Source organism: Terriglobia bacterium (genome assembly GCA_020072815.1).
Taxonomy (GTDB): domain Bacteria; phylum Acidobacteriota; class Terriglobia; order Terriglobales; family Acidobacteriaceae; genus Angelobacter.
The window spans coordinates 46317-72137 of record JAIQGE010000019.1 but is presented as its reverse complement, the minus strand read 5'-3'; the positions used below and the strand labels follow the sequence as shown (position 1 = coordinate 72137).

At 59.6% G+C, this 25821-nt stretch carries 24 protein-coding genes, 1 pseudogene and 1 riboswitch; of the genes and pseudogenes, 8 read left to right on the top strand and 17 right to left on the bottom strand.

What is annotated here, in order from left to right; genetic code table 11:
* Positions 1-9: 9 nt before the first annotated feature.
* Positions 10-1683, bottom strand: coding sequence for a CCA tRNA nucleotidyltransferase (locus LAO20_19970; protein MBZ5533714.1), 1674 nt, complete (start codon positions 1681-1683; stop codon positions 10-12).
* 228 nt (positions 1684-1911) lie between these two features.
* Between LAO20_19970 and LAO20_19965 the strand changes: the two genes are divergently transcribed.
* The 4 genes from LAO20_19965 to LAO20_19950 all read left to right on the top strand — a co-directional run bounded on the left by LAO20_19965 (position 1912) and on the right by LAO20_19950 (position 4636).
* Positions 1912-2391 (top strand): hypothetical protein, encoded by a 480-nt coding sequence (locus LAO20_19965; protein ID MBZ5533713.1) that lies wholly within the window; start codon positions 1912-1914, stop codon positions 2389-2391.
* 83 nt (positions 2392-2474) lie between these two features.
* Positions 2475-3488 carry a UDP-3-O-(3-hydroxymyristoyl)glucosamine N-acyltransferase gene (lpxD, locus tag LAO20_19960; GenBank protein MBZ5533712.1) on the top strand — a complete coding sequence of 338 codons (1014 nt, stop codon included), beginning with the start codon at positions 2475-2477 and terminating at the stop codon, positions 3486-3488.
* A 42-nt stretch (positions 3489-3530) separates the two neighbouring features.
* Complete coding sequence (locus LAO20_19955) at positions 3531-4289, top strand: response regulator (GenBank protein MBZ5533711.1); 759 nt, start codon at positions 3531-3533, stop codon at positions 4287-4289.
* Positions 4290-4315: 26 nt separating this feature from the next.
* Positions 4316-4636: a hypothetical protein gene (locus LAO20_19950; protein MBZ5533710.1), complete on the top strand. Its 321-nt coding sequence runs from the start codon at positions 4316-4318 to the stop codon at positions 4634-4636.
* A 76-nt stretch (positions 4637-4712) separates the two neighbouring features.
* Here the strand turns inward: LAO20_19950 and LAO20_19945 are convergent, their stop codons facing one another.
* From LAO20_19945 to LAO20_19905, 9 genes are all read right to left on the bottom strand, one after another.
* A complete protein-coding gene (locus LAO20_19945; GenBank protein MBZ5533709.1) occupies positions 4713-5462 on the bottom strand; it encodes a uracil-DNA glycosylase in 750 nt (249 codons plus the stop codon).
* A 118-nt stretch (positions 5463-5580) separates the two neighbouring features.
* Positions 5581-6795 (bottom strand): bifunctional phosphopantothenoylcysteine decarboxylase/phosphopantothenate--cysteine ligase CoaBC, encoded by a 1215-nt coding sequence (gene coaBC / locus LAO20_19940; protein ID MBZ5533708.1) that lies wholly within the window; start codon positions 6793-6795, stop codon positions 5581-5583.
* 280 nt (positions 6796-7075) lie between these two features.
* Positions 7076-7291: a DNA-directed RNA polymerase subunit omega gene (gene rpoZ / locus LAO20_19935; GenBank protein ID MBZ5533707.1), complete on the bottom strand. Its 216-nt coding sequence runs from the start codon at positions 7289-7291 to the stop codon at positions 7076-7078.
* Between the two features lie 27 nt (positions 7292-7318).
* Positions 7319-8014 (bottom strand): guanylate kinase, encoded by a 696-nt coding sequence (gene gmk, locus LAO20_19930; protein ID MBZ5533706.1) that lies wholly within the window; start codon positions 8012-8014, stop codon positions 7319-7321.
* Complete coding sequence (locus LAO20_19925) at positions 8011-8904, bottom strand: YicC family protein (protein ID MBZ5533705.1); 894 nt, start codon at positions 8902-8904, stop codon at positions 8011-8013. The genes gmk and LAO20_19925 overlap by 4 nt, the downstream gene beginning before the upstream one ends.
* Before the next feature lie 34 nt (positions 8905-8938).
* Positions 8939-10789 (bottom strand): ATP-binding cassette domain-containing protein, encoded by a 1851-nt coding sequence (locus LAO20_19920; protein ID MBZ5533704.1) that lies wholly within the window; start codon positions 10787-10789, stop codon positions 8939-8941.
* Between the two features lie 93 nt (positions 10790-10882).
* On the bottom strand, positions 10883-11707 hold the full coding sequence (rapZ, locus tag LAO20_19915; protein ID MBZ5533703.1) for an RNase adapter RapZ: 825 nt from the start codon (positions 11705-11707) through the stop codon (positions 10883-10885).
* A 124-nt stretch (positions 11708-11831) separates the two neighbouring features.
* Positions 11832-13115: a hypothetical protein gene (locus LAO20_19910; protein ID MBZ5533702.1), complete on the bottom strand. Its 1284-nt coding sequence runs from the start codon at positions 13113-13115 to the stop codon at positions 11832-11834.
* Positions 13116-13518: 403 nt separating this feature from the next.
* A complete protein-coding gene (locus LAO20_19905; protein MBZ5533701.1) occupies positions 13519-14034 on the bottom strand; it encodes a hypothetical protein in 516 nt (171 codons plus the stop codon).
* Positions 14035-14258: 224 nt separating this feature from the next.
* Between LAO20_19905 and LAO20_19900 the strand changes: the two genes are divergently transcribed.
* Positions 14259-14675, top strand: coding sequence for a hypothetical protein (locus LAO20_19900; protein ID MBZ5533700.1), 417 nt, complete (start codon positions 14259-14261; stop codon positions 14673-14675).
* A 327-nt stretch (positions 14676-15002) separates the two neighbouring features.
* Positions 15003-15752: a hypothetical protein gene (locus LAO20_19895; protein MBZ5533699.1), complete on the top strand. Its 750-nt coding sequence runs from the start codon at positions 15003-15005 to the stop codon at positions 15750-15752.
* Positions 15753-15836: 84 nt separating this feature from the next.
* Here the strand turns inward: LAO20_19895 and LAO20_19890 are convergent, their stop codons facing one another.
* The 3 genes and pseudogenes from LAO20_19890 to LAO20_19880 all read right to left on the bottom strand — a co-directional run bounded on the left by LAO20_19890 (position 15837) and on the right by LAO20_19880 (position 17511).
* A complete protein-coding gene (locus LAO20_19890; protein ID MBZ5533698.1) occupies positions 15837-16760 on the bottom strand; it encodes a sigma-70 family RNA polymerase sigma factor in 924 nt (307 codons plus the stop codon).
* Entirely contained in the window at positions 16741-16983 is a 243-nt protein-coding gene (locus LAO20_19885; GenBank protein MBZ5533697.1) for a BrnT family toxin, read from the bottom strand. Before LAO20_19885 ends, LAO20_19890 begins: the two co-directional genes overlap by 20 nt.
* A 249-nt stretch (positions 16984-17232) precedes the next feature.
* Positions 17233-17511, bottom strand: a pseudogene (locus LAO20_19880) (winged helix-turn-helix domain-containing protein).
* A 543-nt stretch (positions 17512-18054) separates the two neighbouring features.
* On the opposite strand from LAO20_19880, the gene LAO20_19875 reads away from it, so the two are divergent.
* Together LAO20_19875 and LAO20_19870 are read left to right on the top strand one after the other, a co-directional pair.
* Positions 18055-18294 carry a hypothetical protein gene (locus LAO20_19875; protein ID MBZ5533696.1) on the top strand — a complete coding sequence of 80 codons (240 nt, stop codon included), beginning with the start codon at positions 18055-18057 and terminating at the stop codon, positions 18292-18294.
* Between the two features lie 132 nt (positions 18295-18426).
* Positions 18427-19020 carry a hypothetical protein gene (locus tag LAO20_19870; GenBank protein MBZ5533695.1) on the top strand — a complete coding sequence of 198 codons (594 nt, stop codon included), beginning with the start codon at positions 18427-18429 and terminating at the stop codon, positions 19018-19020.
* 386 nt (positions 19021-19406) lie between these two features.
* Here the strand turns inward: LAO20_19870 and LAO20_19865 are convergent, their stop codons facing one another.
* The 4 genes from LAO20_19865 to LAO20_19850 all read right to left on the bottom strand — a co-directional run bounded on the left by LAO20_19865 (position 19407) and on the right by LAO20_19850 (position 25657).
* The gene (locus tag LAO20_19865) at positions 19407-21809 is read right to left on the bottom strand and encodes a TonB-dependent receptor (protein MBZ5533694.1); all 2403 of its coding nucleotides are present in this window, start codon (positions 21807-21809) and stop codon (positions 19407-19409) included.
* 29 nt (positions 21810-21838) lie between these two features.
* Positions 21839-22026: riboswitch (cobalamin riboswitch) on the bottom strand.
* Positions 22027-22055: 29 nt separating this feature from the next.
* Positions 22056-23087: an energy transducer TonB gene (locus LAO20_19860; GenBank protein ID MBZ5533693.1), complete on the bottom strand. Its 1032-nt coding sequence runs from the start codon at positions 23085-23087 to the stop codon at positions 22056-22058.
* Positions 23088-23107: 20 nt separating this feature from the next.
* Positions 23108-24190: a carboxypeptidase-like regulatory domain-containing protein gene (locus LAO20_19855; GenBank protein MBZ5533692.1), complete on the bottom strand. Its 1083-nt coding sequence runs from the start codon at positions 24188-24190 to the stop codon at positions 23108-23110.
* Between the two features lie 87 nt (positions 24191-24277).
* Positions 24278-25657, bottom strand: a complete 1380-nt coding sequence (locus tag LAO20_19850; protein ID MBZ5533691.1) for a thiol oxidoreductase — start codon at positions 25655-25657, stop codon at positions 24278-24280.
* Positions 25658-25821 lie beyond the last annotated feature (164 nt).

Genomic DNA, 25821 nt, shown 5'->3' with positions numbered 1-25821 from the left:
CGAGCTGACTTACTTCCGCTTCCCCTTCTTCTTACCTGCCGGCTTCTTTGAGGCGGGCTTCTTGGCTGGCTTTTTGGCAGCCTTCGCGGGCTTTACTAGCTTCTTGGCAGGCGGCTTTCCGGATGGAGCCTTGGCTGCTGGGGCCGCTTCTTTCTTTCCTGCCGGAGCTGCAGCTTTGGCCGGCACAGGGACTCCTGGTTTTCCCGCAGGCGCAGGCTTGCCGGGCGTAGTCGCTGGGATCGCAGGGCCGGCAGTCGCCGGTGCGGCAGCAGCTAGAGCATTCTTTGGTTTGCGTCCACGTTTCTTGGGGCCGGCGGGAACTGGTTCCGCGCCGGGCTGGCCCACAGCGGCGGATACTTCTTTCTTGGCCCCGCGACCACGTCGCGGCGGCGGTGGCGGCGGAGGCTCCGGCGGCGAATACGGCGTGAGGAACTTGACGATCTCCGTGTGCGAGCGCAGCTTGCCATCCAGCAGCAGCAGGAACGCTTCGTCGTGGATCTTCTTCCACTCCGGATGTTCCGGCGTGATTCGCAGCTCGGCCATCTCCGGGAAAGGAAGCTTCTGCCGCACCAGCGGCCATTTGGTGAGGAAGCTTTTGATTTTTTGCTCGACCGCCGCGGGCCGCGAAGTGATGGCGGTAAACAAAAGCGTGTCCGGGCGGCAAGTCATGAAGAACTTCCACGCCGCCGACGGCATCGCCAGATCTTTGGCCATCAGTCGCTTGGCGAAGTCCTTGGCTTCGTCGTCCAATTTGCGCCAGCGTTCCACGAATCCCCGGTTGGGAATCTGTTTCTGCATGGCGGAGACGTCTTTGTCGCCCAGCTTCCGGGTCAGGAAATGCATGACGATGGCGCCGGCATCGGGATTGAGCCCCACGTCCTGCATCTGCGACTTGACCTTGAACATGTGGGCCAGGCCAGAGGAATCCACTTTGGCCACGGTCAGATGGGGCACCAGCACCTTGAGCCAGCCCTCTTTTTCCAGGGCCTTCAGGACGTCAACCGGATTTTCTTCGTGGGCCAGTTGCTCAACTTCATGCCCGACGGCGCGGTCGGAGATGTTCTCGATGTAGTTGTTTTCTTTGGCCGCGTCATAGCGCGCTTGGGTGCGTTCTTCCAGCGTCCAATGGAAGCGGGCGCACAGCCGCGTGGCCCGGATCAGGCGCGAAGGTTCTTCATAAAACGCGTAATTGTGCAGCACGCGCAGCACTTTGCCTTCAATGTCGGCCACGCCGTTGAAGGGATCGGTGAGCAAGCCGCGCGAGCCGGGATTGAGGGACAGGGCCATGGCGTTGACGGTGAAGTCGCGCCGCCGCATGTCGTCATAGATGGTCCCCGGAGTAATCTCCGCCGGCTTGCCCGGCTTGTCATAGCGTTCCGAACGGGTGCTGGTGACCTCCGCGCGGACGTTGCCCCCCAACAGAAGCATCACGGAGCGCGTGGTCTCGTCCGTGCCTTCAATTACCGCGCCGGCTTTTTCAAAATCCTTCTGCAGCTTGAGGGCGTTGCCCTGCACGGAGAAGTCGAGATCGCGGATGATGAAGCCGCTGATGATGTCGCGGACCGCGCCTCCGGTGAGGAAGATATTCATCTCATGGGCGCGCGCGACCTCGGTCAGCAGCGCAAGAGCACGCTGTTGGTCCGGCGTAAGCCGCGTTTCCATCAAATAGATAAAGTCTGCCATCAGCTCAGAAATACACCACGACCCGCCCGGCCCTGGGCCAGACAGATCCACCACTCTCCTGGATTCTTCGTAAGTCGCACGTTATACAAGGTTTAGACGGCCGCCGCAGGAAGCTGCACAAACCCTAGACGATATCACAAAGGTTAACCCTTTGGCTACCCTTTGCCGTACAACCGGTGGTGGCGTCTTTGATGCCTCCGCAATCGGTGCGAGAATCAGTCTGCAAGCATGCCTTCCACCCACAAAAAGGTGATCGTAAGAAAAATGGGCCGCGACTCCCTCAGCGGGTACGTGGCCCCGCGTTTTATCGTGGAAGGCAAGCTGGAACTGCTCAACCCCGCGGGGAAAGTGGTGCTGATTGATCTGGCGGAGATCAAGAGCGTGGATTTTGTGCGCGATTTCAGCGAACCTTCCGGCGCCGGCCGCAAGACTTTTACCACGCGTCCGCGGACGGAAGGGCTCTGGGTCCGCCTGAAGTTCACGGACAATGACGTGCTGGAAGGCATGATGCCCAACGATCTGGTGCAGCTTGCTCCGGAAGGCTACCTGATCACTCCGCCGGACACGCGAGGCAACACCCAGCGGATCTTTGTGCCCAAGACATCGTTGGAAGAGATGAGCGTTCTGGCGGTGATAGGGCGGCCGGAAGCGCGCCGCAAAACCGCCCAGGACGCGCGCCAGGAAACCCTGTTTACCGAACCGCAGTGATTTTTGTTCGGACACTTCGCCGCCTACCCTTTACAATCACGGGTTCGGGCAGTTGCCTGGCAACGCTCGAGGATTTGTGACCCATGAAGCTCAAGGACATTGCCGCCAGGATAGGAGCCAGGCTGGAGCCGCCGGACGCGGACGCGGAAATCACCGGCGTGGCCGGAGTGGAATCCGCGGCGCCGGGCAAGATCACCTTCATCGCCAACAAGAAATACGCCGCGGCCGCCAAGACCACGCTGGCTTCCGCGCTGATTGTGGATGAGAAGTTTCCGGTCCTGGAAAAGCCCAGCCTGCGCACACGGAACCCGCACCTGGCGTACGCACGAGTGATGGAGCTTTTCTACCAGGCGCCGAAGTACGATTCCGGCGTCCATCCTTCGGCGGTAGTGCATCCATCGGCGAAGATCGGGGCCAACGCGTCCATCGGCGCTCACGTGGTGATTGAGGCCGGCGTGGAAATCGGCGAGAACTGCACGCTGCTGCCGCACGTGGTGATTTACCGCGGAGTCCGGATCGGCAACAACTTTTTCGCCCACTCGCATGTCGCCGTGCGCGAGAACTGCCGGATCGGCAACAACGTGCTGCTCCACAACGGCGTGGTGGTGGGCTCGGACGGCTTCGGCTTTGCCAAAGATGATGAAGGCCGCTGGCACAAAATCCCGCAGACCGGCATCGTGGTGATTGAAGATGACGTGGAAGTCCAGGCCAATAGCTGCATTGATCGCGCCAGCCTGGGAGAAACCCGAATCGGCCGCGGCTGCAAGCTGGACAACCTGGTCCAGGTGGGCCACAACTGCGTCGTGGGAGAAAATGGTCTGTTGTGCGCGCAGGTGGGGCTGGCTGGCTCCACCGAGCTGGGCAAGAACGTGATTCTCGCCGGACAGGCGGGCATTGCCGGACATTGCAAGCTGGGCGACGGCGTGGTGGTCACCGCGCAGTCCGGCACGCATGGCGATATTGAGCCTGGCGCGGTAGTCAGCGGCAGTCCGGCTTTCGACAACAAACAGTGGCTGCGCAGCGTGGCCATTTTCAACCGGCTGCCGGAACTTGCCAAAGCCGTGCGCGATGCCGGCAAGTCCGGCGAAGACGAATGATCGCGGCAAACCACAAGAATCAGCTTTAGACCGAAGACCTGAATGGAAACCGGCAAACGACCAATCCGCGTGCTTCTGCTGGACGACCAGCATGACAATCTGATTCTGCGCGCAGCCATCTTGCGCCAGAACGGATATGAGGCGGTGACGTCCGCTTCTGTGCAAGAGGCGGAAACGCACTTGCATGAAATTGACATCGCCGTGCTGGATTACCACCTGGGCGCGGGCCAGTTCGGCACGGAAGTCGCCCAGTCGCTGCGCGACAAGCGCCCGGAAGTGCCGATCATCATTCTTTCGGCAACGCTGGAACGGAAGTTCGGCGGCGTGGAAGACATGCACCTGCTCAAGGGCTACAGTTCCGTGGACGACCTGCTGGCCGCGCTGCGTTCCTTTGAGGCCAAGCGCCGCGGCAAGCCGGTGGTGGTGGACGCCCGCGACTTCTTCTATTCACGCATTGCCATGGCCATGGGCGACGACGTGGTGCTGGAAGTCCTGGACCGCGACGGCAACTGGGAATACGTGAACGAATACTTTGCCCGTCTCTACGACAAGAAGCGGACGTGGTTCATCGGCAAGAACCGCTTTGATGAATTTCCCGAACTGGGCGGCGAGTGGAAAGACATTCTGCGCACCGTGGCTGACACGCGCGAAACCTACGTGGACCGCAGCTTCCGCGGGCTACCGCCTCTTCCCGCCAAAAAGCGCCAGCGCTGGAACTGGAACATTCTGGTCTTCCCATTAAAGCTGCATGACAACCGCAACGGCGCAGTGCTGAGCGCGCGGGTGATCGAAAAGAAATGATCTTGCGCAGGAGTGCTTTCGTTCTATTGGTTCTGCTGATCGCGACGGGATGCCGCTCGCGCGTGGTGCAAGTCACCTTGGTCAACGCCAGCCAGCAGCCGGTGTCCACGATTGTGGTGGATTATCCCGGGGCCACCTTCGGCGTCAATGTGCTGGAGCCGGGCAAGAGCTTTCAGTACAAGATCAAGCCGCTGGAGACCGGGCCGTTGAAAATCCAGTTCGCTGACGCGCAAGGCCACACGCATAATTACTCTGGCCCCGCTCTCCATAAGAATGATGAAGGGGCAATCGAAGTGCGGCTAACGCAGGAGTCGGCGACCGCCCAAGTAGTGAATTCCAACCACTAACTAATCGCGCAAGAACACAATCGCTGGTCGGCCGGGGGCGGGTCTATGTTTGCGGCTCTCTGGCCTGGAATGATTCCTACTCTTGCGGCTTTGCCGGAGCTTGCAGGCCCAGGTATTTCATGACCATCTGGAGGTCTTTCCACGCTTCTTTTTTTTGCCGCGGGTCGCGCAGCAGATACGCGGGGTGATAGGTGACGGCCAGCTTGGCGCCGCGGAAGTCATACCAGCGCCCGCGCAGGTTGGCCATGGAATCATTCATCGCCAGCAGGTTTTTGGCGGAGACCGCGCCCAAGGCCACGATAACTTTCGGCTGGATCACGGCAATCTGGCTCATCAGGAACGGCGAGCATGTGTCGCACTCGTCTTTTTCCGGCGTACGGTTGCCCGGGGGACGGCATTTGACCACGTTGGCGATGTACACGTCCTCGCGGCGAATGCCCATGGCGGCGATCATGTTGTTCAGTAGTTGTCCGGCGCGGCCGACAAAGGGTTCGCCTTGCGCGTCTTCGTCGGCGCCAGGACCTTCGCCCACGAACATGATGTCCGCGTTGACATTGCCCACGCCAAACACCAGGTTGGTGCGGCCCTTGTGCAGACGGCAGCGCGCGCAGTCGCCGATTTCGTCGCGAATGGCTTGCAGCGCCGCGGGCTTGTCGGTGATGACGGGCAATTGCGCCGTTGCCCTCTGGGCCGGTGCAGCAATTTCGGCGGGCGTTGAGCCGGCGGCTTCCCTGCCGGCGGCCATGGGGGCCTCGGCCACAGAGGCTTCGCCGCTTTCTTCGACGATGCCTTCTCCAGTTCGACGATAGAAATCGTAGATGCCCATCTCGCGGTAATAGTTCACGCGATCAGCGAGCTGTTTTTTTGTGGCGGCGTCCAGAGGTTTCGGCATGGCAGGACAGTCTAATTGAAGCGATGGGTTGCGGAACAGAGAAGAACTGCTATCAGCGGGCCACTTTTGTGGTTCGCTCGGCTTTGATCTTGACCACAGCGTCCAGCACGCGATGCGCGACTTCCCACTTGGTCATTTCCGGAACGGCTTCCTCGCCATGCGGCGTGAGGATGGTGACCGCGTTGCGTTCCGAATCAAAACCGATGCCGGGGCGGGAAACATCGTTGAGCACGATGGCATCCAGCGATTTGCTCTCCAGCTTCTTGCGGGCGTTTTCCAGAGTGTCCTGGGTTTCGGCGGCGAAGCCGACCACGATGCGCGCGCCCTTCTTTGCGCCCACTTCAGCCAGGATGTCGGCCGTCGGCTCCAGCTCCAGCGTCACCGGACCTTTGCGTTTGATCTTCTGGTCGGCGGCGTTGCGGACGGTGAAGTCGGCCACGGCGGCGGCCTTGATCACGATGGTAGCGCGATCCAGGTGCGCCAGCACGGCTTCGCGCATTTCTTTGGCAGTTTGCACCGCGACGAACTCCGCGGCCGAAGGCGGCTTGAGCGCGGTGGGGCCGCTGATCAAAATCACTTTGGCACCGCGACGCAACGCCGCCTCCGCCAAGGCGTAACCCATTTTGCCGCTGGAGCGGTTGCCGATGTAGCGCACGGGATCAATCGGTTCGCGCGTGCCGCCGGCGGTAATGAGTACGGTTTCGCCCGCCAAGTCGGGCGCAGCGCCCAGCACGGCCAGCACCGCGTCCACAATTTTGTCATTGGCGGCCAGGCGTCCGGCGCCGATCATGCCGCACGCCAGATAACCGCTGTCAGGGCTTACCACCTTCACGCCGCGCTGCTTGAGCGTCTCAATGTTGGCTTGCGTGGCGGCGTTCTCCCACATGTTTACGTTCATCGCCGGCGCCACGACGACGGGCGCGGTGGTGGCGAGAAACAATGTCGTCAAAAAATCATTGGCTTCGCCGTGGGCGAATTTGGCGATGACGTCCGCGGTGGCCGGCGCAACCACCAGGGCGTCAATGGCCTGCGCCACCGCAATGTGCTCCACGGCGGAATCAATGTTGGGCTGTTCGGCATCGGCGCCGAAAAGATCGGTAATCACTTTTTCGCCGCTGAGCGCGGCAAAGGTAAGAGGCCGCACAAACTCCTGGGCGGCGCGGGTCATCACCACCTGCACGCGGACGCCGCGGTCCTGAAGTAAGCGCACCAGTTCCGCGGCTTTGTAAGCTGCGATTCCACCGGTAACGCCCAGAGCGACCTTCATAGGGAGATTGTAGTCCTGGCCGGTAAGAGGCTCATAGTTACCTGTGTGGGTAGGGCTCGGGCACTTCGCTTGCGCGACAAAACTGTGTCGCCCCTCCGGGGCTCAACTTCATCTTCATGCCAACCCACCCTTACGGCTTCGCGTTCGCTCGCCTTAGGGTGGGCTAACCTCTGGTCGCGCCTACGGCGCTTAGTTCAGCGAATTGCGCCGATCATCGCTAAACCCAGCGAGCCTCAGGAGGAGAGAGCAGGTTGGGGGTCGTGCTCCAGAGGAAAACCAGCTACTTCTCCGGCGGTTTTTCCGGAGGCGCAGGGGCCGCGGCCTGGCCCTGCACGAACTGCACTTTGCCGGCGTCAATTTCTTCCTGGGCAATCTTGCAGACTTTGCGCGAACTGGTGTTGACCAGCGGGGGAGCGCCGCCGGAAAGCTGGCGCGCGCGCCGCGCCGCCACCAGGACATAGCGATAGTTGCTGTCAAAGCCGTCTTTGAGTTTCATGGCGATCATCACCTCATGCTTTTGAGATCACGCCTGCGGAGGGAAGCGGAATGAATCCAGAATAGCCCTGATTTCCTGCTCCATTCTGGACTTCAGGCATTTCTCCGCATTCATTAAGTAATGTTTCTGGTCCGGCGCCGGGGGTTTCCCTGAACGCCGAATACGCTCACCCAGGACAATCGCCACCAGCCGGTCCACGGATTGCTCCAGGTGGTCGTTTACCAAAATATAGTCGTAATTGGGATAGTTCTCAATCTCCCGGCGGGCCGTGTCCAACCGGCGGCGGATCTCATTGGGGTGGACGTTCTCGCTGATGCTGCGCTTGCGCAAGCGCGACTCCAGCTCCGCGCGGCTGGGCGGCAACACGAAGATGCTCACCGCGTCCGGCATGCGCAGCTTGACCTGGCGCTCACCCTGGACGTCAATATCCAAAAGCAGATCGTTGCCAGCGCGGGCGGCATCGGCCAGCACGCTTTTTGCGGTGCCGTAATAGTTGCCGAAGACTTCCGCGTATTCAAAGAAGCCGTCCGCCGCGATCATCCGCTCAAACTCTTCGCGCGCGATGAAATGGTATTCGCGGCCGTCTTGCTCGCTGCCGCGCGGAGGCCGCGTGGTGTACGAAACGGAGAACTCCAGGTTCGGCACAAACTTGCGCAGCTCATTCACCAAGGTTGATTTGCCGGAGCCGGAAGGCGCAGAGATGATAAAAAGGATTCCGCTCATTCCAGGTTCTGCACCTGTTCGCGGCATTTTTCAATCTCTGATTTCATCAGCAGGCCCAGTTCGGTGATGCGCAGGCCTTCCCCGGTGACGCCGGAGGTCTTGGAGAGCATGGTGTTGCTCTCGCGATTCAGCTCCTGCAGAAGAAAATCCAGCTTCTTGCCCACTTCGCCGCCCTGATCCAGCAATTTGCGGAAGTGCTCGATGTGGGTCTGCAGGCGGACCAGTTCTTCCTGCACGTCACTGCGTTCGGCCAGCAGGGCCGCTTCCTGCAGGATGCGGTCAGGGTCGGCTTTGGCGTTGGCGTTGTCCAGAAGCTCCTGCATGCGTCCGCGGACTTTTTCCATCACGGCTCGGGTCACGGCGGCGCGCATTTTGGAAACTTCTTCGGCCGCGTCTTCCAGGACCTTGAGGCGGCGGCGAAGCTCGGCGGTGGTGTCGCGACCTTCATGCTCGCGCATCACGTTGAGCTTTTCCACGGCCTGATCAAGGCTGGCCATGACCGCCGATTGAAAATTGCCGTCCAGGCTGGCGCTCTCACCCAGCGCGCCCGGCATGCGAAACACCACGTTCAAGTCAGGTTCGCCCACGGTGCCGAATTCCCTGGCCGCTTTGCGAAACGCCGACACGTATCCGCCCACCAGTTCGCGGTTGAAATCAAAGCCCTCAACCCCGCGGCGGTCCACGGCCAGCGTGACCTCCACGTGCCCGCGCGCCAGGCGTTCTTTCAGCGCGCGGCGGATTTTCATTTCCAGCTCATCCATGTCCGCGGGCAGGCGCAGTTGGGGATCAAGAAAACGGTGGTTCACGGACTTGAGCGACAGGGTGAAGGAAACGCCTTCCCCGGCCTGGGCCTTCACCTGCGCGAACCCGGTCATGGATCGGATGGACATAGATTGATTGGCAAAAATCCTTGCAGCCCTAGTATTAGCCCCGAATTTCTTCTTCGCTCATTTTCGGCTCTAAATCCATAAACTGCAATTCATAAAGTTTGCGGTAGGTGCCCAGCCGGGTCAACAAGTCGTCATGCGTGCCGGAGTCGGCGATGCAACCGTGCTCCAGCACCACGATACGGTCCACGCGGCGGATGGTGGCCAGGCGGTGGGCGATGACCAGCACCGTTCGTCCGCTCATCAGGTTGTGCAGCGCGGCCTGCACCAGCGACTCCGATTCGGCGTCCAACGCGGAAGTGGCTTCATCCAGAATAAGGATTGGAGCGTTCTTCAGCAGCGCGCGGGCAATGGCGATGCGCTGGCGTTCGCCGCCGGAGAGCCGCAACCCGCGTTCGCCGATCACGCTGTCATAGCCTTCGGGCATTTTCTCAATGAAGTCATGGGCCAGAGCGGCCTTGGCTGCGGTGATGACAGCGTCCTGGGGCACGTCGGGCTGGCCGTAAGCGATGTTGTTGCGCACCGTGTCATTAAACAGAATGGTGTCCTGGGTGACGATGCCGATCTGCGCGCGCAGCGAAGCCAGGGTGACGTCGCGCACATCGTGACCGTCAATTTTCACGGCGCCGCCGGTCACGTCAAAAAACCGGGGGATCAACTGCATCAGCGTGCTCTTGCCCGCGCCGCTGGAGCCGACAATGGCCACCACTTCTCCGGAGCGCACTTCCAGGTTGACCTCGCGCAGAATGTCGGGTTCGCTGCCGCTGGCGCCGGCGTAAGAGAAGCTTAGGTTCTCAAAGCGAATGCGCTCGCGGAACGCCGGCAGAGCGATGGCCCCGGAACGCTCCTTGATTTCGTCTTCTTCATCCAGGAAGCGGAAAATCTCTGACGACGCGCCCAGCGCCTGCTGAAAACTGTTGTTGAAGAAGGCCATCTTGCGGACGGGGTCGTAGAGTTTGAACACGGCGATGATGAAGGTGAGAAAAATTCCCGTGGTCATGGCGCCGGTCTTGATCTGGTTGCGGCCCAGCACCAGCAGCGCGGCCACGGCCACCGATCCGATAATCTCCATCAGCGGCGAGCTGATGGCCTGGGCGGCCACCGACTTCAGATTGGCCTTCAGCAGTTTCTTGGCCGCGGCGCGAAAGCGGTCAATCTCCCATCGCTCCATGGTAAAGGCCTTGACGATGCGGTTGCCGGTAATGGACTCATGCAAGATGTTCTGGATGTCCGCCAGCTTGTCTTGGCCTTTGCGCGTGGTGCGACGAACGCGCAGGCCGATCTTGCCTGCGGAGACCACCACAAACGGAACAAAGACCAGCAGGATCAGCGACAGCTTGTGCCCCAGCAAGATGACCGCAGCCACCATGAACACCAGAGTGAAAAGCTGCTGCAGAAACTCGGCGAAGGCAATGGTCAGGGTGACCTGCACCTTCTCAATGTCATTGATCACTGTGGAAACCAGGGTGCCGGTGGCGTGGCGCGAGAAAAAAGCCGTGGAGCGCTGCAGGATGCGGTCGTACAGACTATTGCGCAGATCGGTGATCAGGCCAAAGCCCGCGCGGTTCACCAGGTACGTCCCAACGTAATCGCAAACTCCCTTGATCAGCGTGGAACCGATCAGGGCCACGGCGACCACCGTGAGCGCGTTGTGAAAATGGCTGGGAATAAATTGCTGGAGAAAAACCACACGCTGCGAGACAGGCATGGTGAACATGATGAGTCCGGTGGAAGGCGAGCCGGGGTTCAAGACCTTGTCAATGATCGGCCCCAGCAACATAATGCGGAAGCCTTCCAGTGCGCCCACAGCCGCCATGAGCAGCACACCCGCGGAAAACTGGACCACGTAAGGACGGAGGTATCCGAGCAAACGAGTCAGTTGCCGCATACGCCTCCCTCCCTGAACATTCTCATTATTCTAACGGAGCACACTTGAATCCTGCCGCGCACACCAATGCGAACTGCGTTAAGTATTGTTAATTCACTTGGGCGCATCACGATGGACAACCTTCACGCGGTATCCCGCTTTGGCCAGGCGTTTCTTCACGTCTTCGGCGATCATCACCGAGCGGTGCTGGCCGCCGGTGCAGCCAAAGCCGATGGTCAAGTAGCTCTTGCCTTCGCGCACGTAATGCGGAATCAGGTAGATCAGCAGCTCAGAAATGCGTTCGATGAACTCGCGCGTCTGGGGAAAGGAACGGATGTACTTGGCCACTTGCGGATGGCGTCCCGTCAACGGACGAAATTCCGGAACAAAATGCGGGTTGGGCAGGAAGCGCACATCAAAGAGCAGATCAGAATCGTTGGGCACGCCGGCTTTGTATCCGAAGCTGACAATGGAGACAAGAATGTCCTTGTCCGTGCTGCCGGCGGCGAACTTTGAAGTGATGTGCGAGCGCAGCTCGTGGACGTTGAAGCGCGAGCTGTCCACCACCATGTCCGCCATGGCGCGGATGGGCTGCAGCATGCGGCGCTCCTGGCTGAGCGCGGCCTTCACCGTGGATTCCTTTCCCAGCGGATGCGGGCGCCGCGTCTCACTGAAGCGGCGCAAGAGCGCTTCGTCGGACGCCTCCAGAAACAGCACCGTGGTGTTGACCTGGCGTTTGAGGGAACGAATGATGTCCGGCAATTTCTTTAGCTGCTCGCCTTCGCGGATGTCCGTGACCAGCGCGGCTTTTTCGATTTCAGAGGACTGTTTCGCCAGGTCAGCGAAGCGCGGGATCAATCCGATGGGCAGGTTGTCCACGCAGTAGTAACCCAGATCTTCAAACGCTTTGAGCACAGACGCTTTGCCGGAACCCGACATTCCGGTGATCACCACCAGATGCTTGGCGCTCTTCCGGGGCCGCGATTTGACTCCGCCCCTGCGTGGAGATTTCCGTGAGGGGGACACACAGCGATACTACCATGAAGCCAATCCAGCAGATTCTTCACGATGACGACAGTTCCGTCTGCCGAACCGCGGCGTCCATCTGGTGCGACAGCGAATACATGGTGCGCCATGCCCGCGTGAGCATGCGCGATTCCATCTGACGCTTCCACTCCTCTACGCTTTGCTTGGCCAGGTCGCGCGCCGGAGAATCCGGCATGGCGGCGAGCAGGCGGAAGCATTCCGCGGTTTTCTCCCAGGCATCAAAGAGCCGGCCTTCCGCCCACAGTAGCGCGATGTTCAGGCGTTGCTGCTGCAGCGGCGTGAGCTTGCGTCCGTGAATCTGCGCCACCCAGGAGCGCGCCTTTCCCGGATTGTCGCGGAACCAGGCCTGGAACACCGCGGCTTCCACAAACAGGCGATCGCGCAGCCAGGCCGACGAAGCGCGCGGCGCCGCCAGCGCGTCTTCCAGATATCGAGTGGCGGAAGTAATGTCCTGGCGCTCAGAGGCCCACAGGTACGCCAGCCACATGGCGGTGACCGCGTCGCGCGAGCCGTCATTCACAGCAGTGGCGCGGAAGACGGAACTCTCATCCCATTTTCGCGGGTGTTCGCCGCGTCCCAGCGCCATCTGTAATTTAAGGATGGCCAGCCAGCGCGCGGCGAGTTCATCTTTCTTGGCCAGCATGAGCAGCCTTGCGCCATCACTGAAATTTCCGCGACGGCTCACATCCGGCAGCAGCGCCGCAAGTCCTACTAACACGGATACGGCGGTAAACACATGCACCGCATAGTTCAGAAAGACGTTCAGCAAGAAATGCTGTGCCCAATACTGAGAGGCCTCCAGCACCAGCGGCGCCAGCAGGCTGGCCAGCGGCCCGCCCAGCAGAAGAATGGTCAGCCGCCGAGGCAGACGGTCCGTCTTGCCTGGCTCCAGGACCAGAATTCCCAGCGGCAGCACCTGGCAGGCGTCCAGCTTTTGGCCTTCGTAGCTATTGCTGCCGGCAGCCGAGCTAAGATTCAATCCCGCTAAGCGGAACCCGGCAATTTTTCCCGCCAGCAGATGCCCCAATTCGTGCACCAGCGCGGCGGCGCCAAGACAGCACGCGGGAACCAGCAGACCGATCAGCGCCAGATCCGGCAGCTTGGAACCCAGGGCTTCCAGCACCCGCAGGATGTCCTGCAGGCCGATCAATACCAGGATCACCGCGCTGCACAAAAAGAAGTATTCCCCGGCGCTGAGCTTGGCGCGCGATTCATGCGGAACGGGCCGGAGCACGTCCAGAATGGGCGTGGACGTGGGCGAGTACTGCGCAATCAGTCTTGTGTCCGCTGCAAGTTCCATTTGGGGAGTGGGCCGAACGACCCAGCCACAGACATAATAAGGTCGTTGTAGCCCAACTACACTAAGCCTTAAGTGGATGGCCTTTGGTCACCAGCGATGACCCACCCGCTTACTTAGGCATCCACGAGGGGCCAATGGGCGTCAATGATTCCAGCTATTCTCCCACTCGATTCCCTCCGGGACATGTCATGTTGAGCGACTCCGAATCCGCGTAGCGGACGAGGAGAAGTCGAAACATCCCGACACTGCGTCAGTCATCCATACAGCTGTGGGGCGTTCTCACCAAACTCGGCGTTTCGCAATTCCAACCCAATCACCGATTCTGATCAGCGTCATCAGCGGTAAGGTTTTTCCGTTTCGATTACGGTGATGGCGCGCGATGCCGGCGATCCCGGCGATTGCATCACTTGGTAAATTTCCACAAGTCCGCCGTGCTCTTCATGTTGCCGACGAAGTTTTCTATCTGGCCGCGCAGGAAAGCAGGCGTGATAGCGCGATTGTCCAACACCCGGTGCAGGTACAGCTTCTTGGTCTTGGCGTCGAAGTAAAAGAATGATGGCTCGATGTCGCCATTGGAAATCATCAGGGCCTTCCACTGCGCCGCCGTCACCGCATCGGGGTTTTCGACGATGCCCAAATTGGCGTTGAAGCCCAGCTTTTCCTGATTCTCACTGAGCACCAGTTGCATGTTGTAGGTCCAGGTGTCGCGTTTGATCACGATCAAATAGCCCTTGGAAAGCGCTTTCGGCTCCAGACCCATGCCGTCCAGCATCTGGCGCAGGCTATCGTTGGTAAGCTGGTTGGGCGCGGCGGCCGACGTTCCCTGGCTGGCTCCTCCGGCATGCACGGTTGGGGACGCTGCAATCGCCGCCCAGAACATCAGTCCGAACAAAGCCGCTGCTGACTTAATGCTTGCCATCGAGTCCTCCGCTCAAGCGCATTTTTAGTGGTGAGAAGTTCTTGCTTGCTGAATGTGTCCGCATATTAGCACGGATTTTCCGCATGACCTTCTCACCGCGTCCCGTATGTGCCCGCGTTCGCAATCACGGAAGCCTATTTGACTTCAGTAACCTGCCGGAGTAGGGTTGCAGCCAACGTTGGGTCCCCCAAAGCAAGAAAATCAAAAAATCCCAGGAGTACAACATGCGTTTGCGACTAGCATTTTATGTGGTGATATTGTGCGTCTGCGCGGCCCCCATTCTCTCGGCCCAGGACGCGGCCAAAGTTGATCCCAAACATTACACCGTGGTGACGGACAACGCCCAGGTGCGGATCCTCAAGGTGCATTACGGCGCGCATGAGAAATCGGTCATGCACAGCCATCCCAACACGGTTGCGGTATTCCTCACTGACGCCAAGGGCACGTTCACTTTCCCTGACGGCAAGAAGCAGGACTTCGCTGTCAAGGCCGGCGATTCGCAATACAGCGCAGCCGGCGCCCACTTGCCGGAGAATACCGGCGACGCCGGGATGGATGTGATCGTCATCGAACTCAAAGGCAAAGCGCCCGTTGCCAAACCCGCGGCCGCGAAACCAGCAGCCAAGCCCGCGAAGAAGTAGTTCCCCTCGCGCTTAAGCCTGATTAACGACTCCTCGTGTGGCACCGCCGCCTTCGGCGGTGCTTTCCCTCCATCTCCGCATTGACCTGAAGCTTCATCGCCGATTAGCATTCGGAAGAAGAGCCGAGCCCGGAGGCTATCCATGCTTAGTAGGTTGTTTTGTTTCATCTTATTGCTATCTTGTTCATGCTGTAGTTTCGCTCAGCTTCAGTTCACTGCGTTCAGCGGCCTGGTTCTGGGATGCAATAGCGACCCGTATCCTGCCAATGCCACTATTGATGCAGGTTCGATACAAGTTGGCCAGAATATCAGCGCCGGAATCTGCATCGTGAATACCGGAGCGTCAACCGTAACCTTGAGCGCCGCCACAGTTTCCACCACGGATTTTGACGGGTCCGCGAACGCGTTTCCGATTGTCATTCAGCCTAACAAGGGTTCTATCGCCATCGTAGGATTTAACTTTACCGCCACCGCCGCCGGGACCAAGACGGCGCAACTCAGCTTTGTGGACGACGCGCCCGGCAGTCCGCAAACCTTCACGCTGAGCGGGACCGGCTTCGCCGACTTCGGCCTGAACATGTTTCTGACGGCTTCCAACGTGCAAACCGTCACCGCCGGCCAATTCGCCGCTTACACCATGTCCGTCACCGGCGCGGCAATTCCGCCTGGCCCCACCGCGTTCACCGGCGTCGTTATCCTTAGCTGCAGCAGTCTGCCGCCGGGAGCAAGCTGTACGTTTTCCCCCAACGCGGTGAACCTGGCCCCTGGCATTGAGTTTCAGAACCTTGGTCTGAACATCAGCACCACCGCCCGGCCGGCTGCTTCCTTGCATGGTCCTGGGAAGCTCTGGTACTCCGCGGCAGCGGTGTTTGCCCTGGCTCTGGCCGCCTCGGGAAAGCGCTTCAAGAGGGTTGCGCAGCTCGCGTGCGTTTTAGGCTTGGGTTTAACCATCTCTTGCGGCGGTGGCAGTAGCAGCGGCCCGCCATCACCTACCCCGGCCGGCACTTACTCAATCTCAGTGAACGCCACCTCCAACAACATCAGCCACAGTAAGACAATCGTCCTGGTGGTGAAGTAGGATCGGCGGTTCCAGTGGTCGTTGGCATTAGAGGCTGTTCCGTTCGCCCGATGAGGCGATCATCCGACAACCCGATGGCTCGCTCTAAGAACGTTCCCCAATTTTCTCCTTCAGGGCAGAGGCGATCCGCCTCGTGAGTATTAACAAGACGCTTTCAACACCCTTTGTCGTCAATTTCACGGTTGGCTGCATGGAGATCTCTTTGGCTGTGAGCCCTTTCCGGTAATATAACCAGAAGATTTCGTAATCCCGTTGAAAGTTACTCTCGTGCGAAAGTGTCTTTAAATACCGGTCTACTTTTTCAAGCAGAATATTCCTCTCCCTTTCAAATACACCAGACCTCCCAATTGGTTCCGCAGCTCCCAGTTGTTCCAGCGGCCTAGTCGCCCCTCTTGCCGCCACAGATCGACGAAAATGATCCACTGTTACCATTGAGGCTATGCGCTTGAGAAAGCCAAATAATAAATGTTCATTCAGCACGTTGAGTTGTCTCAATGCGCGGAACTCGTTTGCGCAAAGCCTGAGATAGACATCCTGCACCAGGTCATCGATGAGCGTGGGCGACGCCTTCCCGAAACGGCGCGCCTCTTTTTCAATCACGCCGGCAATTAGTGGGTTAAAGCGGCGCACGAACTCTGACCACGCCTCTTCAGTAACTCCTAACGCGCATTCTGTGACCAATTGAGGTTCGCTCATCCGAGAATACATCCCTCCAGTGGCAAGAACTCCGCTGAGCAGTTCCTCTTTGCCTGGGCTGTCACCCTGAGCGGTTACCCTTAATTGATCATTCCGGCGCGATTCAGACAACCCAAAGAATCGCTTCAATCCAGATAGGAATTCCCTCCGTGAAGGCTTCTTGACTGAAGCGCGATAAAATTTTCCTACACTCGCACCGCTCCAGTCCTCAATTTCGGGGATCTCCGACGTATCGATGTCGGCTTCAGCTTCATTCAGTGCAACAAGAAAGGTGACTTCTCGCAGTAACTTCTCATTTGCGACGTTGCTCATAGAACCTCCTTTCCTGCAGCGTTGCTCTGCGGGCCGAATTAATCCGAACGACCTTCTGTCCGTTTTCCTCATGCACCGCATGGTCGACCACCAGCAATAGGGCTCCACGAACGAGTCCCAGTGTCTTCCAGCGTTCCCCACTGAAACTATCTTGGATGCTGAGTGCGTTCTGGTCATCGAAGACGCCGGCGGCAGTTTCGAAACTCACGCTAGGTTTGGTCATGTTCGGTTCAATCAGGGCCGCATGGTCGATGGCCAATTTGATCTCGTCGATAAGAAGCTGCAACTCGTGGCGATTGGGATGTTGCACATGTTGTTCTCTCAGGCCCTCGCACCGATACAGTAACAATTTTAAATCTCGACCGCGCAATGTGATCGGAAGTTGCTGTCGAATCAGCTGCATTTCCAACACAAAATCATCCGCTACGGGGACCGGCGGACCCTTTCCATTGGCTGAACACTTGAAAACGAACTCGACAGGAGCCAAGAACCGATAACCACGGGAAACTGTCTCAACATACCGCGGGCTAGCTGCAGAATCACCCAATACCTTTCTAATCTTTAGAAGCGCGTTACCCAAACTATGTTTGTGGCCGCCAAATATCCCTTCAGGCCAAAATCTTGACCGCAACTCTTCATATGTAACTACCTGTCCAGAACGTCCAGCAATCTCGGCAAGCATGCGAAAAGGCTGCCCCCGCAACTTCAGCTTAAGACCGTTTTTTCGTAGTTCTTCGGAGTCCAGATCCATTTCGAAAATTCCGAACTTGAGCGCGCGCGGTCGTTGGAGGGGAGCTTCCACAGATTATTCACTTACTATCCGAATTAAACCAACTTAGAGACTCCTCGTCAATGAGTATCTGCTCGCGCAACTATCTTTTCCTTCAGGGACTTAGTAACTGATCAACATAGGGACGTTAAAGGGCCGACCAGGGATTGCGGTTAGCAAGAAGGTGCGCGATTCTCGTGACTGAACCCGGCGGACTGTTGCCGCCGGCCTTATCTGCAAACTCTTGAAAAGCGAAAGGCAACTAGAGATGGCTTTCAATAATGTTGGTCCACTCACATTTCTCGCCCCAGGTCAGTCCGTTTATTGGTGGTACGACCGAGGAGGCGGGGACTTTGGATTGCAGCTGGCTGGTGCTGACGTGAAGATCCCAAGCGGCGGTGCACGGCACAACGCGACCGATCAGGGCAAAGCAAAGTTCAACAGTGGTTACACGCAGTACTACGTAACCATTACTAACGTTGAAACCACAGGCTGCTGGCATAACCTGCAAGGGGGAGGCGTTTCATGAAAATGACAGTCGTCGCCAACAAGGATGGCTCGCTGGTGGCAGCCGCACTTGGTCATACACCTCAACCGCACCCGCTCGAGGAGCCGTCATTGGCGTCTGGTTTTCGAGCAGGACTCCTCGCTGGACCTGGTCAACAATTGCATGTGATTGACGTGCCTGAGGACATCCTCCACGTTACAGCACCTGCAGAAATACATTCGAGGTTAATGGCTGAGTTGCGCAAATCTCGAAAGTAGATTTGTTTCAGGTCCAGCAGATCCTTAACACTTCCGCCGCCCGGCCCATGCTCGGCGGCGGGACTTTCGCCGTAGGCACGCCGATGTAGGCTGGCCTGGCATGCGCTGGAACCACAACATGAAAGGTCTACTATGAACGAACTTAGGGGATTTCTAAACTTGGCATTGGTAATCCTTCTGCCAATGGCGCCAGCGTACGTGCTCTTTAAGGCATTGCCGGGCACGGCAGCGGTCTCAGGACCGTTACAGGGCCTGAACATCAAACTTGGCGGCGCCTTCGCTGGCTACTTTGCGCTGCTCGTCCTTGTCTTCTCCACGCACAATATCTGGAACCCCGCCCCTTCTGGGCAGGTATGGGAGGTATCCGGGACGGTGGCCGATGAAGACGGGGCTGTACTTCAGCCACTCGATCCCAAGGATATCGGAGTGATCCCGCGCAGCTTCAATGCGTACGCCGACGGCACATTTACCCTCACAGTTCCAACGACGCCGACGCAGGGTGGCGGTACGGCATTCCCGCGCGTTATGGTCGGTCATCCGAACTTTCAAACCACGACAATTCCTCTGGATCCCTCTGATGCGGCAGCGGCCCATGTGGGACTGGTGAGGGACGAAACAAACCACCAAATTCGGATTCCTACCATTCACCTCAAGCGGCTTCCGGAATATTTCGCGGGTGCACATGCGGAGAAAGAAATGATTGCCACGAAAGGAACTCAACCATGAGAAAGCTGATTTCTGCTTTCAGTTTGCGCCGGCTTACGACGTACTGCACGCTTTTCCTTCTAACGGTAGGAACAGCGAACGCCGCAACAGTGCGGGGCCAGTTGAATCGCCGTTATGGGACTAGCGCCTCGCCAGCAGCTGGTATCTGCGTTACGGTCTACAAGCCAGGGGGAGCGAGGTCGGCGCGAGCGTGCAGTAATTCTCAGGGTATGTATTACTTGTCGAACATCACCCCGGGTGACTACCAGCTTGAGATTTGGACATCACTTAGCTCCGGAGCTCCTCCGATACGGCATACGATTAAGGTTGCGGAGCCCCATACTGATATTCCCCCAATCACAGTACCCTAGGAGGAGCGGGTATCTCACGGTTTCCAGAGATGCCCCTCACTTCCACCCCTCCCCACCCACGGTCACCTTCACTCCCACGCGGAAGTTGAGCGGCAGCGCCGGGAAACCGACGATGCCGTCGTAGTGCTGGCTCGCCAGGTTTTCCACGCCGGAGAAAAACTCCAGCCGGCGGCTCGCGCGATACGTCCCGCTGAAGTCAATACGGTGGTAGCCCGGAGCAAGGTTGTGGTTGGGCAGCAGCATGGTGGCGCCGAAGTTGGGGTCGAAGAGAAAGGTGCTGCCGTCGCGGCGGGTCACAATGTTGCCGCTGAGCGTGAGCGTGTACTTATGCCGCGTGTAGCCCAGAACAAAACTGGCAGTATGGGGCGCGCGGTTGAACGGACGGTTCCCCACCAGCGGCGAAAATGCTCCAATCGGAATCGTGGGAAACGCCGGGTTGAACGAGGGGAACAGTTCGTCGCTGGAAAACGACCGCTGCACCACGGCGTCCAGATAGGTGTAGGCGGCGCGCGCGGTCAGGCCGCGGCCCAGGTCCAGCTCCAGTTCGGTCTCCGCGCCAAAGGCGCGCGTGGCTTCAGAGTTTACGGTGGCGCCCAGCGGCGCTTGGTTCACCACCGCTTGCGGAACGCCCAATTGCAGCAGCCCGCTGCCGCTTACGTCTTCAATCTGGTCGGTAAAGCGGTTGTAGAAAAAAATCGCGCTCAGCCGCGCCCGGCTGTTCCAGGCAAACTGGTCCAGCCCCAAATCAAAACTTCGCGCGCGTTCCGGACCAATCGGCCGGATGTGGAACTGCGAAATGAGTTGGTCGCCGCCGGGCAGTTGCGAAAGCAGCGCGAACAACGAGAAGTTCTGGGAAAAGCCGTCCGGTTCTTTGATGCCCTGGCCATAGTTGGCTTTGAGCCGCGTGCCGTTCCACCGGCCCGTCGCCCGCGGACGCACCAGGTAATACGCCAGCGACGCCCGCGGCGTGGCCGCCGTGCCGAACACCGCGTTGTTCTCCAGGCCCACGCCCAGCGTGCCGTACAAACGGTTCCACAAGCTGCCGTGGACTTCTCCGGTGTAACTGAAGTTGCCGCGCTGCAGCGTGCCGGCGCGCTCGTTGTCATAGCGGAAGCCAAACAGTGCGGTCAGCTTGTGGCTGAACGCGTAGTCGGACTGCACGTCAACAAAGTCGCGATTGGTGGGGATGAAGAATTGCTGCGGGTACGGCCCGGCGAAGTCCAGGATCGCCTGCCCCGTGGTGCTGAAGCCGTTGGCGCCGCGGATGGTCAAAGTGTTTCCCAGGAAGTTGCCGGAGATGGGATCAAACGTTCCGCTCGGCGACGGGTTCACGAACTCTGAATTCACGCGCACCGCGCCGTAGCGCACCAGGTTGTGCCAGTTCTCGGTAGTGCGATTCTGATACGTGGCGCTGATGTAGGTGTTGTGTTGCGACTGGAAAGAGTCGTCAGGAATGCCGAAGAACTCAATCGCGTTGGGCACGCCGGTGGTGGCGGCCACGCGGCGCACCGTCAGCCGCAGATCGTTGGACGCGTTTGGCGTCCAACCGGCGTTGCCGGCGAAGGTGGCGTTGTGAAAGGTGGCGTTGGGCTCGCTGTTGCGGGTATCAAAACGCGAGAACTCGCCAAAATAATCAAACTGTTTGAAGGTGCCGCCAACCGAGCCGTCATGATTCAGCGACCCGAAGTTACCGGCGCTAAACGCGTAACTGATTTGCGGCAGGCGCGTGGTCCCGCGGCGCGTGGTCAGGTTCACGACGCCGGCCAGCGCGTCGGCGCCGTAGAGGACGCTGTTGGGTCCGCGCAGAACTTCTATCTGGTCAATGCCGGTGGTGAAGACGTTGCCAAAATCCACGGTGCCGCCAATCTCGCTGGCCGGGACGCCGTCCAGCAGGATTTTGTTGGCTGTGCTGTTGCCGCCGCGAATGAACAGCGATGTGCTCACACCCCGCTGTCCGCTTTGCAGCACTTGCACGCCGGGGACCTGGCGCAGCGGCTCCAGGGTCTCCAATTTGTTTTCAAATTGGCCGGCGGTAATCACGTTCACGGGCGCGCCTACTTGCGACTCCGGCACGCGCGTGCCGGTGGCGGAGACCACAATCTGCTGCGCCACGGCCCCGATCTTCAGCGTGAGATCAGCCGTGGCCGCGCCGCTGCCGGCGTAGAACGAGTCGCTGGTCTGCGCGGCGAAGTTGGGCGCCTGCGCGCGCACCTGGTAACGTCCCGGGGCGATGGAGGTGAAACGATAATTGCCTTGCGCATCGGTGGCCACCGTGGCCACGTGCACGCCGTCGCGAAAAAGTTCCACCTGGGCCTGCGGGACCACGGCGCCCAGAGGGTCGCGCACCGTTCCGTGAATGCTTGCAGCGCCGGCGGCAAAAGTGAAAACTGCGGTGAAGGCAATCGCCAGCGCAAAGCCGGCACGATAGAGACACGTCATGGCAGGTCTCCTTCCCCTCGGAAGAAAAAACGAGTTACGAGTTACCCGGCCGGTCTCCTGACTTACGCCATTGCGGGCCTGAGCGCCTTCCCGGTTTCCCAGTGGCATTTGCTCAGGTCCTGGAGCGATTACAGTTGCGGGGCAGTGGCGGATTCGCACCGCTCTTCCCATTCCCAGGTGACGAGAGTTATACGCTGCCGCGCAGCACGGGGTCAAGCGCGGCGGAGTGTCGCGAAAACTTTCCGGCTAATCTCTCGCTGCCGTGGCGCGCGGGGCCGCGATCGCGGGACGTTGCGGCGCCCCGAACACGATGCCGGTCTCCACTTCCACCGCTTGGCCGTTCACGCGGTGTGGCCGGAATTCCCATTGCAGAAGCGCGTCGGTGACGGCCTTGCTCTGGTCGGGAAACGCGCTGAGCACGTGCACGTGTTTTACCTTGCCGTATTTGTCAATCACGATGCGCACCGGAATGGAATTGAACTTGCGCTCGGTAAACACCGGATCAACCTTGTGCACCATGTTGTCCGGACTGGCGTAGCCTTTGATGCACACCGGGAAAGCGCCGCCGCCGCGTCCCGTGGCCGGCGCGGCTTCCTCCGGGAGCACCATGGTGTCCATGCCCTTCACCAGGCTCTCCAGCAATGCGGGATCGCGGCTGGTGAGCAGAAACTCCACCGCATGGCAACGGATTTGCGTCGCCAGCGTGTACCAGTGCAGCTCGGCAATCGGCGACATGTAGTCCATGCGGACGAACGAACGGTTGGCGATTTTGACTTCCGTGGGCTGCCGCTCCACTTTGTAGTCGGTGAGCAAACGGCTCTTGCGGAAGTTGATCAAGTCCAGCGCCGTAGTGGCAGGCGAGAGATTGAAGAACATGTCCTGCGCGCTGATGAGAATGGCGCCCGGCGCAGCGCCTTTGAAAGTTTTGCCCGGCTCGATCTGCGCCAGCACGAAGTATCCGCTGTCCGAGGGCGGCGGCCCTACGAACTTTTGCCGCCAGCCGGCAGGCAGGGCATAGGCCATGCCGAAATACGCGTTGGCATAAATCTTCTCGGTGATGGTCCCGCCTTCCGGCAGCGGAGTGGTGGAATCGCTGGCGCTGGGCACGGCGCCCTTTACCAGGATCACGTCCTGCGGCACCTTCTTCGCGTCAGGATTGCTGGAAAAATCTCCACCCTGCGGAGGCGGGACGTCCTTGGGGCTTTCATCCTGCGCGACCGCGAACCTGGGAATAGAAAGAATTACGGTGAATATGGCGATAAGAAATTTTGCTCTCAAGGTACCTCCTGGGAAGCGCATCACGGTTTCCCTTTGGCGGACGTCGCTGCGGCAAGCATTTGTCTCCTCCGCCAGGCCGCAAACACTCCCGCGGCGAACAGCGCGGCCAGGCCAGAGCCTATCGCCCACATCTCGTCGTTGGAATTTTCCGGTGCGGTGGCTGGACCCGCGGCCGCGGGATTGGCAGCTGCCATCCTTGCAGGCGCCATGGGCAACGACGACGATGGTGGCGCTGTCTTGGCCCGCGCTTCAGTCCGCGGAGCCGTGCCAATGCCCGAAACCTCAAACGCTGGAACCTCCCGCACCACTGGTTGGCTCACGGCTTGCTCAAGCTGCAAGCCCTGCACCAATCCCACGCTGGCGAAAGCCTGCGGGCGCAGGGCCTTGAAGCTCATGGAAGGAGGATGGACCACCGCGAAATTCTTGATGGGATACGTCACCTTCAGGCGCAGCGTGACTGGGCCTGCGTACGGCAGATGGTACACGTACTTGAAATGCGTCTCTCCAGGACGCAGCGGAAAGTCCACTGCGTAACGGCCAGGCTGCCCCTGGACCGGAGCGGCGGTTCCGTTCACCCATGCGCCGCCTGCTTTCCGGTTTTCGAACGAATCCAGCGTGGCCTTGGCCGGCAGGGTGAATACATAATTGCTTGGGCCCGCCTGCGTCACCGGGGGACTGGACGCGTTGATGATGGCGTACATTTCTGTGACCTTGAGCAACTCGCCGTCGGATTCCACCTGGACGATGCCCATGCTGCCGGTCAGTCCGGGGACCTGTGCCACTACGTCATAGACGGCGATCTCCAGCGGAGCTGCGCCGACTACCCGCTGGTCATAGTTCACTCCCTGATGAAGGACGCGCACGAAGTGCTGGGCGCCGGCCATCGCGACCGGCAAGCTGAACGCGCCTTGCGCGTCCGTACGGGTGCGCGCCGCTTCTTCCATGCCTTCTCCCAGGCGGAGCAGGATGACTTCATCGCCCGCGGCGGGACGGTTGGTTGTCTGGTTGCTCACCTTGCCGCTGATGGTGTCCGCAGCAAATCCAGACGCTGCACTCAAGCAGCCAAGAAAAATGACGACTTTGATTACGCAAAACATCTTCATGGACGATTCGCCTGCGAGGCCCTTCTCAATCCAAAGACCCGGCAGGACACTTTCGTGTCCCGCCGGTACACATCGTTCAACCAACCATTACAACGAGCGGAGGAAGTTCAACAGGTTCTGCTTGTTGGTGGCGGAGAGCGCGTTGTAGTTCGCGATGACTCCGTTGGCTTCCGAGCCGCTGCTGGCGTGCTGGGTAATGGCCGTAATCAGGTTGCTGGTGCGGCCGTCGTGCAGGAAGAATATACGCTGTCCCAGTCCCCACAGCGGAGCCGAGCGGAACTGGTCGCCGCCGGCGCCGCCCTGACCCACGTTGTCATTCAGGCCGTTACCCATGTGATGGATTTCCAAATCACTGAACAGGTTGGCCGTGGCGTTGCCCAAACTCGGAGTGACGTTGGACGCCGCGGTGGTCAGCGACACGGTGTGGCAAGCGGCGCAGCCAATGGCCGTGAATACGGCGCGGCCATTCGCAATGGACGTTGCGCCACCCGGTACGGTGGTGGAAGGAGTCGGCGGGGCCGTCAAGCGCATGAAGATGGCAAATTGCACCGCATCGCTCGACGTTTCCAGGTTGGTGGCGTTGAAGTGCGTGATGTCTTCCGGCGTGGCATTGATCTTGCAGTTCGCCGGCAGACCGGTCGTCTGGCCTTCGCCCGGAAGCGGGCGCTCCTGGGTGAACACTTCGTTGCTCACGCCTTGTTCCACGTTGTAGGCCTCACCGGCAAAGATCAGCAGCGATTTGTTCTGCGCCTTCCAGCCGAAACGGGTGATGGTGCCGTCATTTCCGTTGCGGTTGAACGTGCCGCCGGTGCCGAACGAGCCGGAGTTGGCGGCGGCATTGTTCAACAGCGTGGTCTCATCAATGTTTTCCATCAGGCCCGTGCCAAAGGTCGGCGTGGGAATGCGGAAAATGATGTTGCCCACGGCCTGGGCCTGGGCAAAGCTGGGCTGTTGCAGACTGCAAGTGCCGGCGTCGGTTCGACCCGTGATGGTGAACAGGTCTTCCACGCCGCCGTTCGGGTTGTTGAAGTCAGGGTTGCCGAACTGATCAAAGAAGAACGGGAACCGGGCTTCGCGCACCGGGCCGCTGGCTGTGATGAACGTCGGGATAGTGTTCTTGGCGCCGTCAGCAGTGGCATCCGTCACTTGCGGGTTGACCGATGGGCTGCTGCCGCCGGTGGCGGGTTGGGCATGGCAGAACGCGCAGCTTCGGGAGTTGAAGCGCGGTCCCAGACCGGAACCAGCCTCGATGGTTCCGGAAACCGAGTCCACCTCTCTAAAGGTGGCCAGGGTCTGGTTGAAGAACGCCAAGCTTCCTGCAGGGTTGTTGGCGGCTACAGAAGCCAGCGGCCCGCCGGCGCCGGCCGCGCCACCGCGAACTCCGGGATCGGTTTGCGCAAATGCCATTCCGGCCATGAACAGCACTGCAAGGGTAAGCGTCAAAAAGGGAAATTTCCGACTCGCCATGCGAGTTCCTCCTAGCAATTCTTTTCTCGAGAATTTGTGGATTTGTGAACTCAGCCGTACTGCAGACGATTGGGAGCTGTCTGCCAAAGGTGGACGGGAAGGAAAACCGTTTGCGCCAGATCGTACGAGAATGTCTCCCCGTACGACCCGAACGCGGGCAAGAA

Excerpts from the sequence above, each read along its gene's own strand:
- LAO20_19970 (MBZ5533714.1), bottom strand. The coding sequence starts at position 1,683 with ATGGCAGACTTTATCTATTTGATGGAAACGCGGCTTACGCCGGACCAA.
- LAO20_19965 (MBZ5533713.1), top strand. The coding sequence starts at position 1,912 with ATGCCTTCCACCCACAAAAAGGTGATCGTAAGAAAAATGGGCCGCGAC.
- lpxD (MBZ5533712.1), top strand. The coding sequence starts at position 2,475 with ATGAAGCTCAAGGACATTGCCGCCAGGATAGGAGCCAGGCTGGAGCCG.
- LAO20_19955 (MBZ5533711.1), top strand. The coding sequence starts at position 3,531 with ATGGAAACCGGCAAACGACCAATCCGCGTGCTTCTGCTGGACGACCAG.
- LAO20_19945 (MBZ5533709.1), bottom strand. The coding sequence starts at position 5,462 with ATGGGCATCTACGATTTCTATCGTCGAACTGGAGAAGGCATCGTCGAA.
- coaBC (MBZ5533708.1), bottom strand. The coding sequence starts at position 6,795 with ATGAAGGTCGCTCTGGGCGTTACCGGTGGAATCGCAGCTTACAAAGCC.
- rpoZ (MBZ5533707.1), bottom strand. The coding sequence starts at position 7,291 with ATGAAACTCAAAGACGGCTTTGACAGCAACTATCGCTATGTCCTGGTG.
- gmk (MBZ5533706.1), bottom strand. The coding sequence starts at position 8,014 with ATGAGCGGAATCCTTTTTATCATCTCTGCGCCTTCCGGCTCCGGCAAA.
- LAO20_19925 (MBZ5533705.1), bottom strand. The coding sequence starts at position 8,904 with ATGTCCATCCGATCCATGACCGGGTTCGCGCAGGTGAAGGCCCAGGCC.
- LAO20_19920 (MBZ5533704.1), bottom strand. The coding sequence starts at position 10,789 with ATGCGGCAACTGACTCGTTTGCTCGGATACCTCCGTCCTTACGTGGTC.
- rapZ (MBZ5533703.1), bottom strand. The coding sequence starts at position 11,707 with ATGTCGGGTTCCGGCAAAGCGTCTGTGCTCAAAGCGTTTGAAGATCTG.
- LAO20_19910 (MBZ5533702.1), bottom strand. The coding sequence starts at position 13,115 with ATGGAACTTGCAGCGGACACAAGACTGATTGCGCAGTACTCGCCCACG.
- LAO20_19905 (MBZ5533701.1), bottom strand. The coding sequence starts at position 14,034 with ATGGCAAGCATTAAGTCAGCAGCGGCTTTGTTCGGACTGATGTTCTGG.
- LAO20_19900 (MBZ5533700.1), top strand. The coding sequence starts at position 14,259 with ATGCGTTTGCGACTAGCATTTTATGTGGTGATATTGTGCGTCTGCGCG.
- LAO20_19890 (MBZ5533698.1), bottom strand. The coding sequence starts at position 16,760 with ATGAGCAACGTCGCAAATGAGAAGTTACTGCGAGAAGTCACCTTTCTT.
- LAO20_19885 (MBZ5533697.1), bottom strand. The coding sequence starts at position 16,983 with ATGACCAAACCTAGCGTGAGTTTCGAAACTGCCGCCGGCGTCTTCGAT.
- LAO20_19875 (MBZ5533696.1), top strand. The coding sequence starts at position 18,055 with ATGAAAATGACAGTCGTCGCCAACAAGGATGGCTCGCTGGTGGCAGCC.
- LAO20_19870 (MBZ5533695.1), top strand. The coding sequence starts at position 18,427 with ATGAACGAACTTAGGGGATTTCTAAACTTGGCATTGGTAATCCTTCTG.
- LAO20_19865 (MBZ5533694.1), bottom strand. The coding sequence starts at position 21,809 with ATGACGTGTCTCTATCGTGCCGGCTTTGCGCTGGCGATTGCCTTCACC.
- LAO20_19855 (MBZ5533692.1), bottom strand. The coding sequence starts at position 24,190 with ATGAAGATGTTTTGCGTAATCAAAGTCGTCATTTTTCTTGGCTGCTTG.
- LAO20_19850 (MBZ5533691.1), bottom strand. The coding sequence starts at position 25,657 with ATGGCGAGTCGGAAATTTCCCTTTTTGACGCTTACCCTTGCAGTGCTG.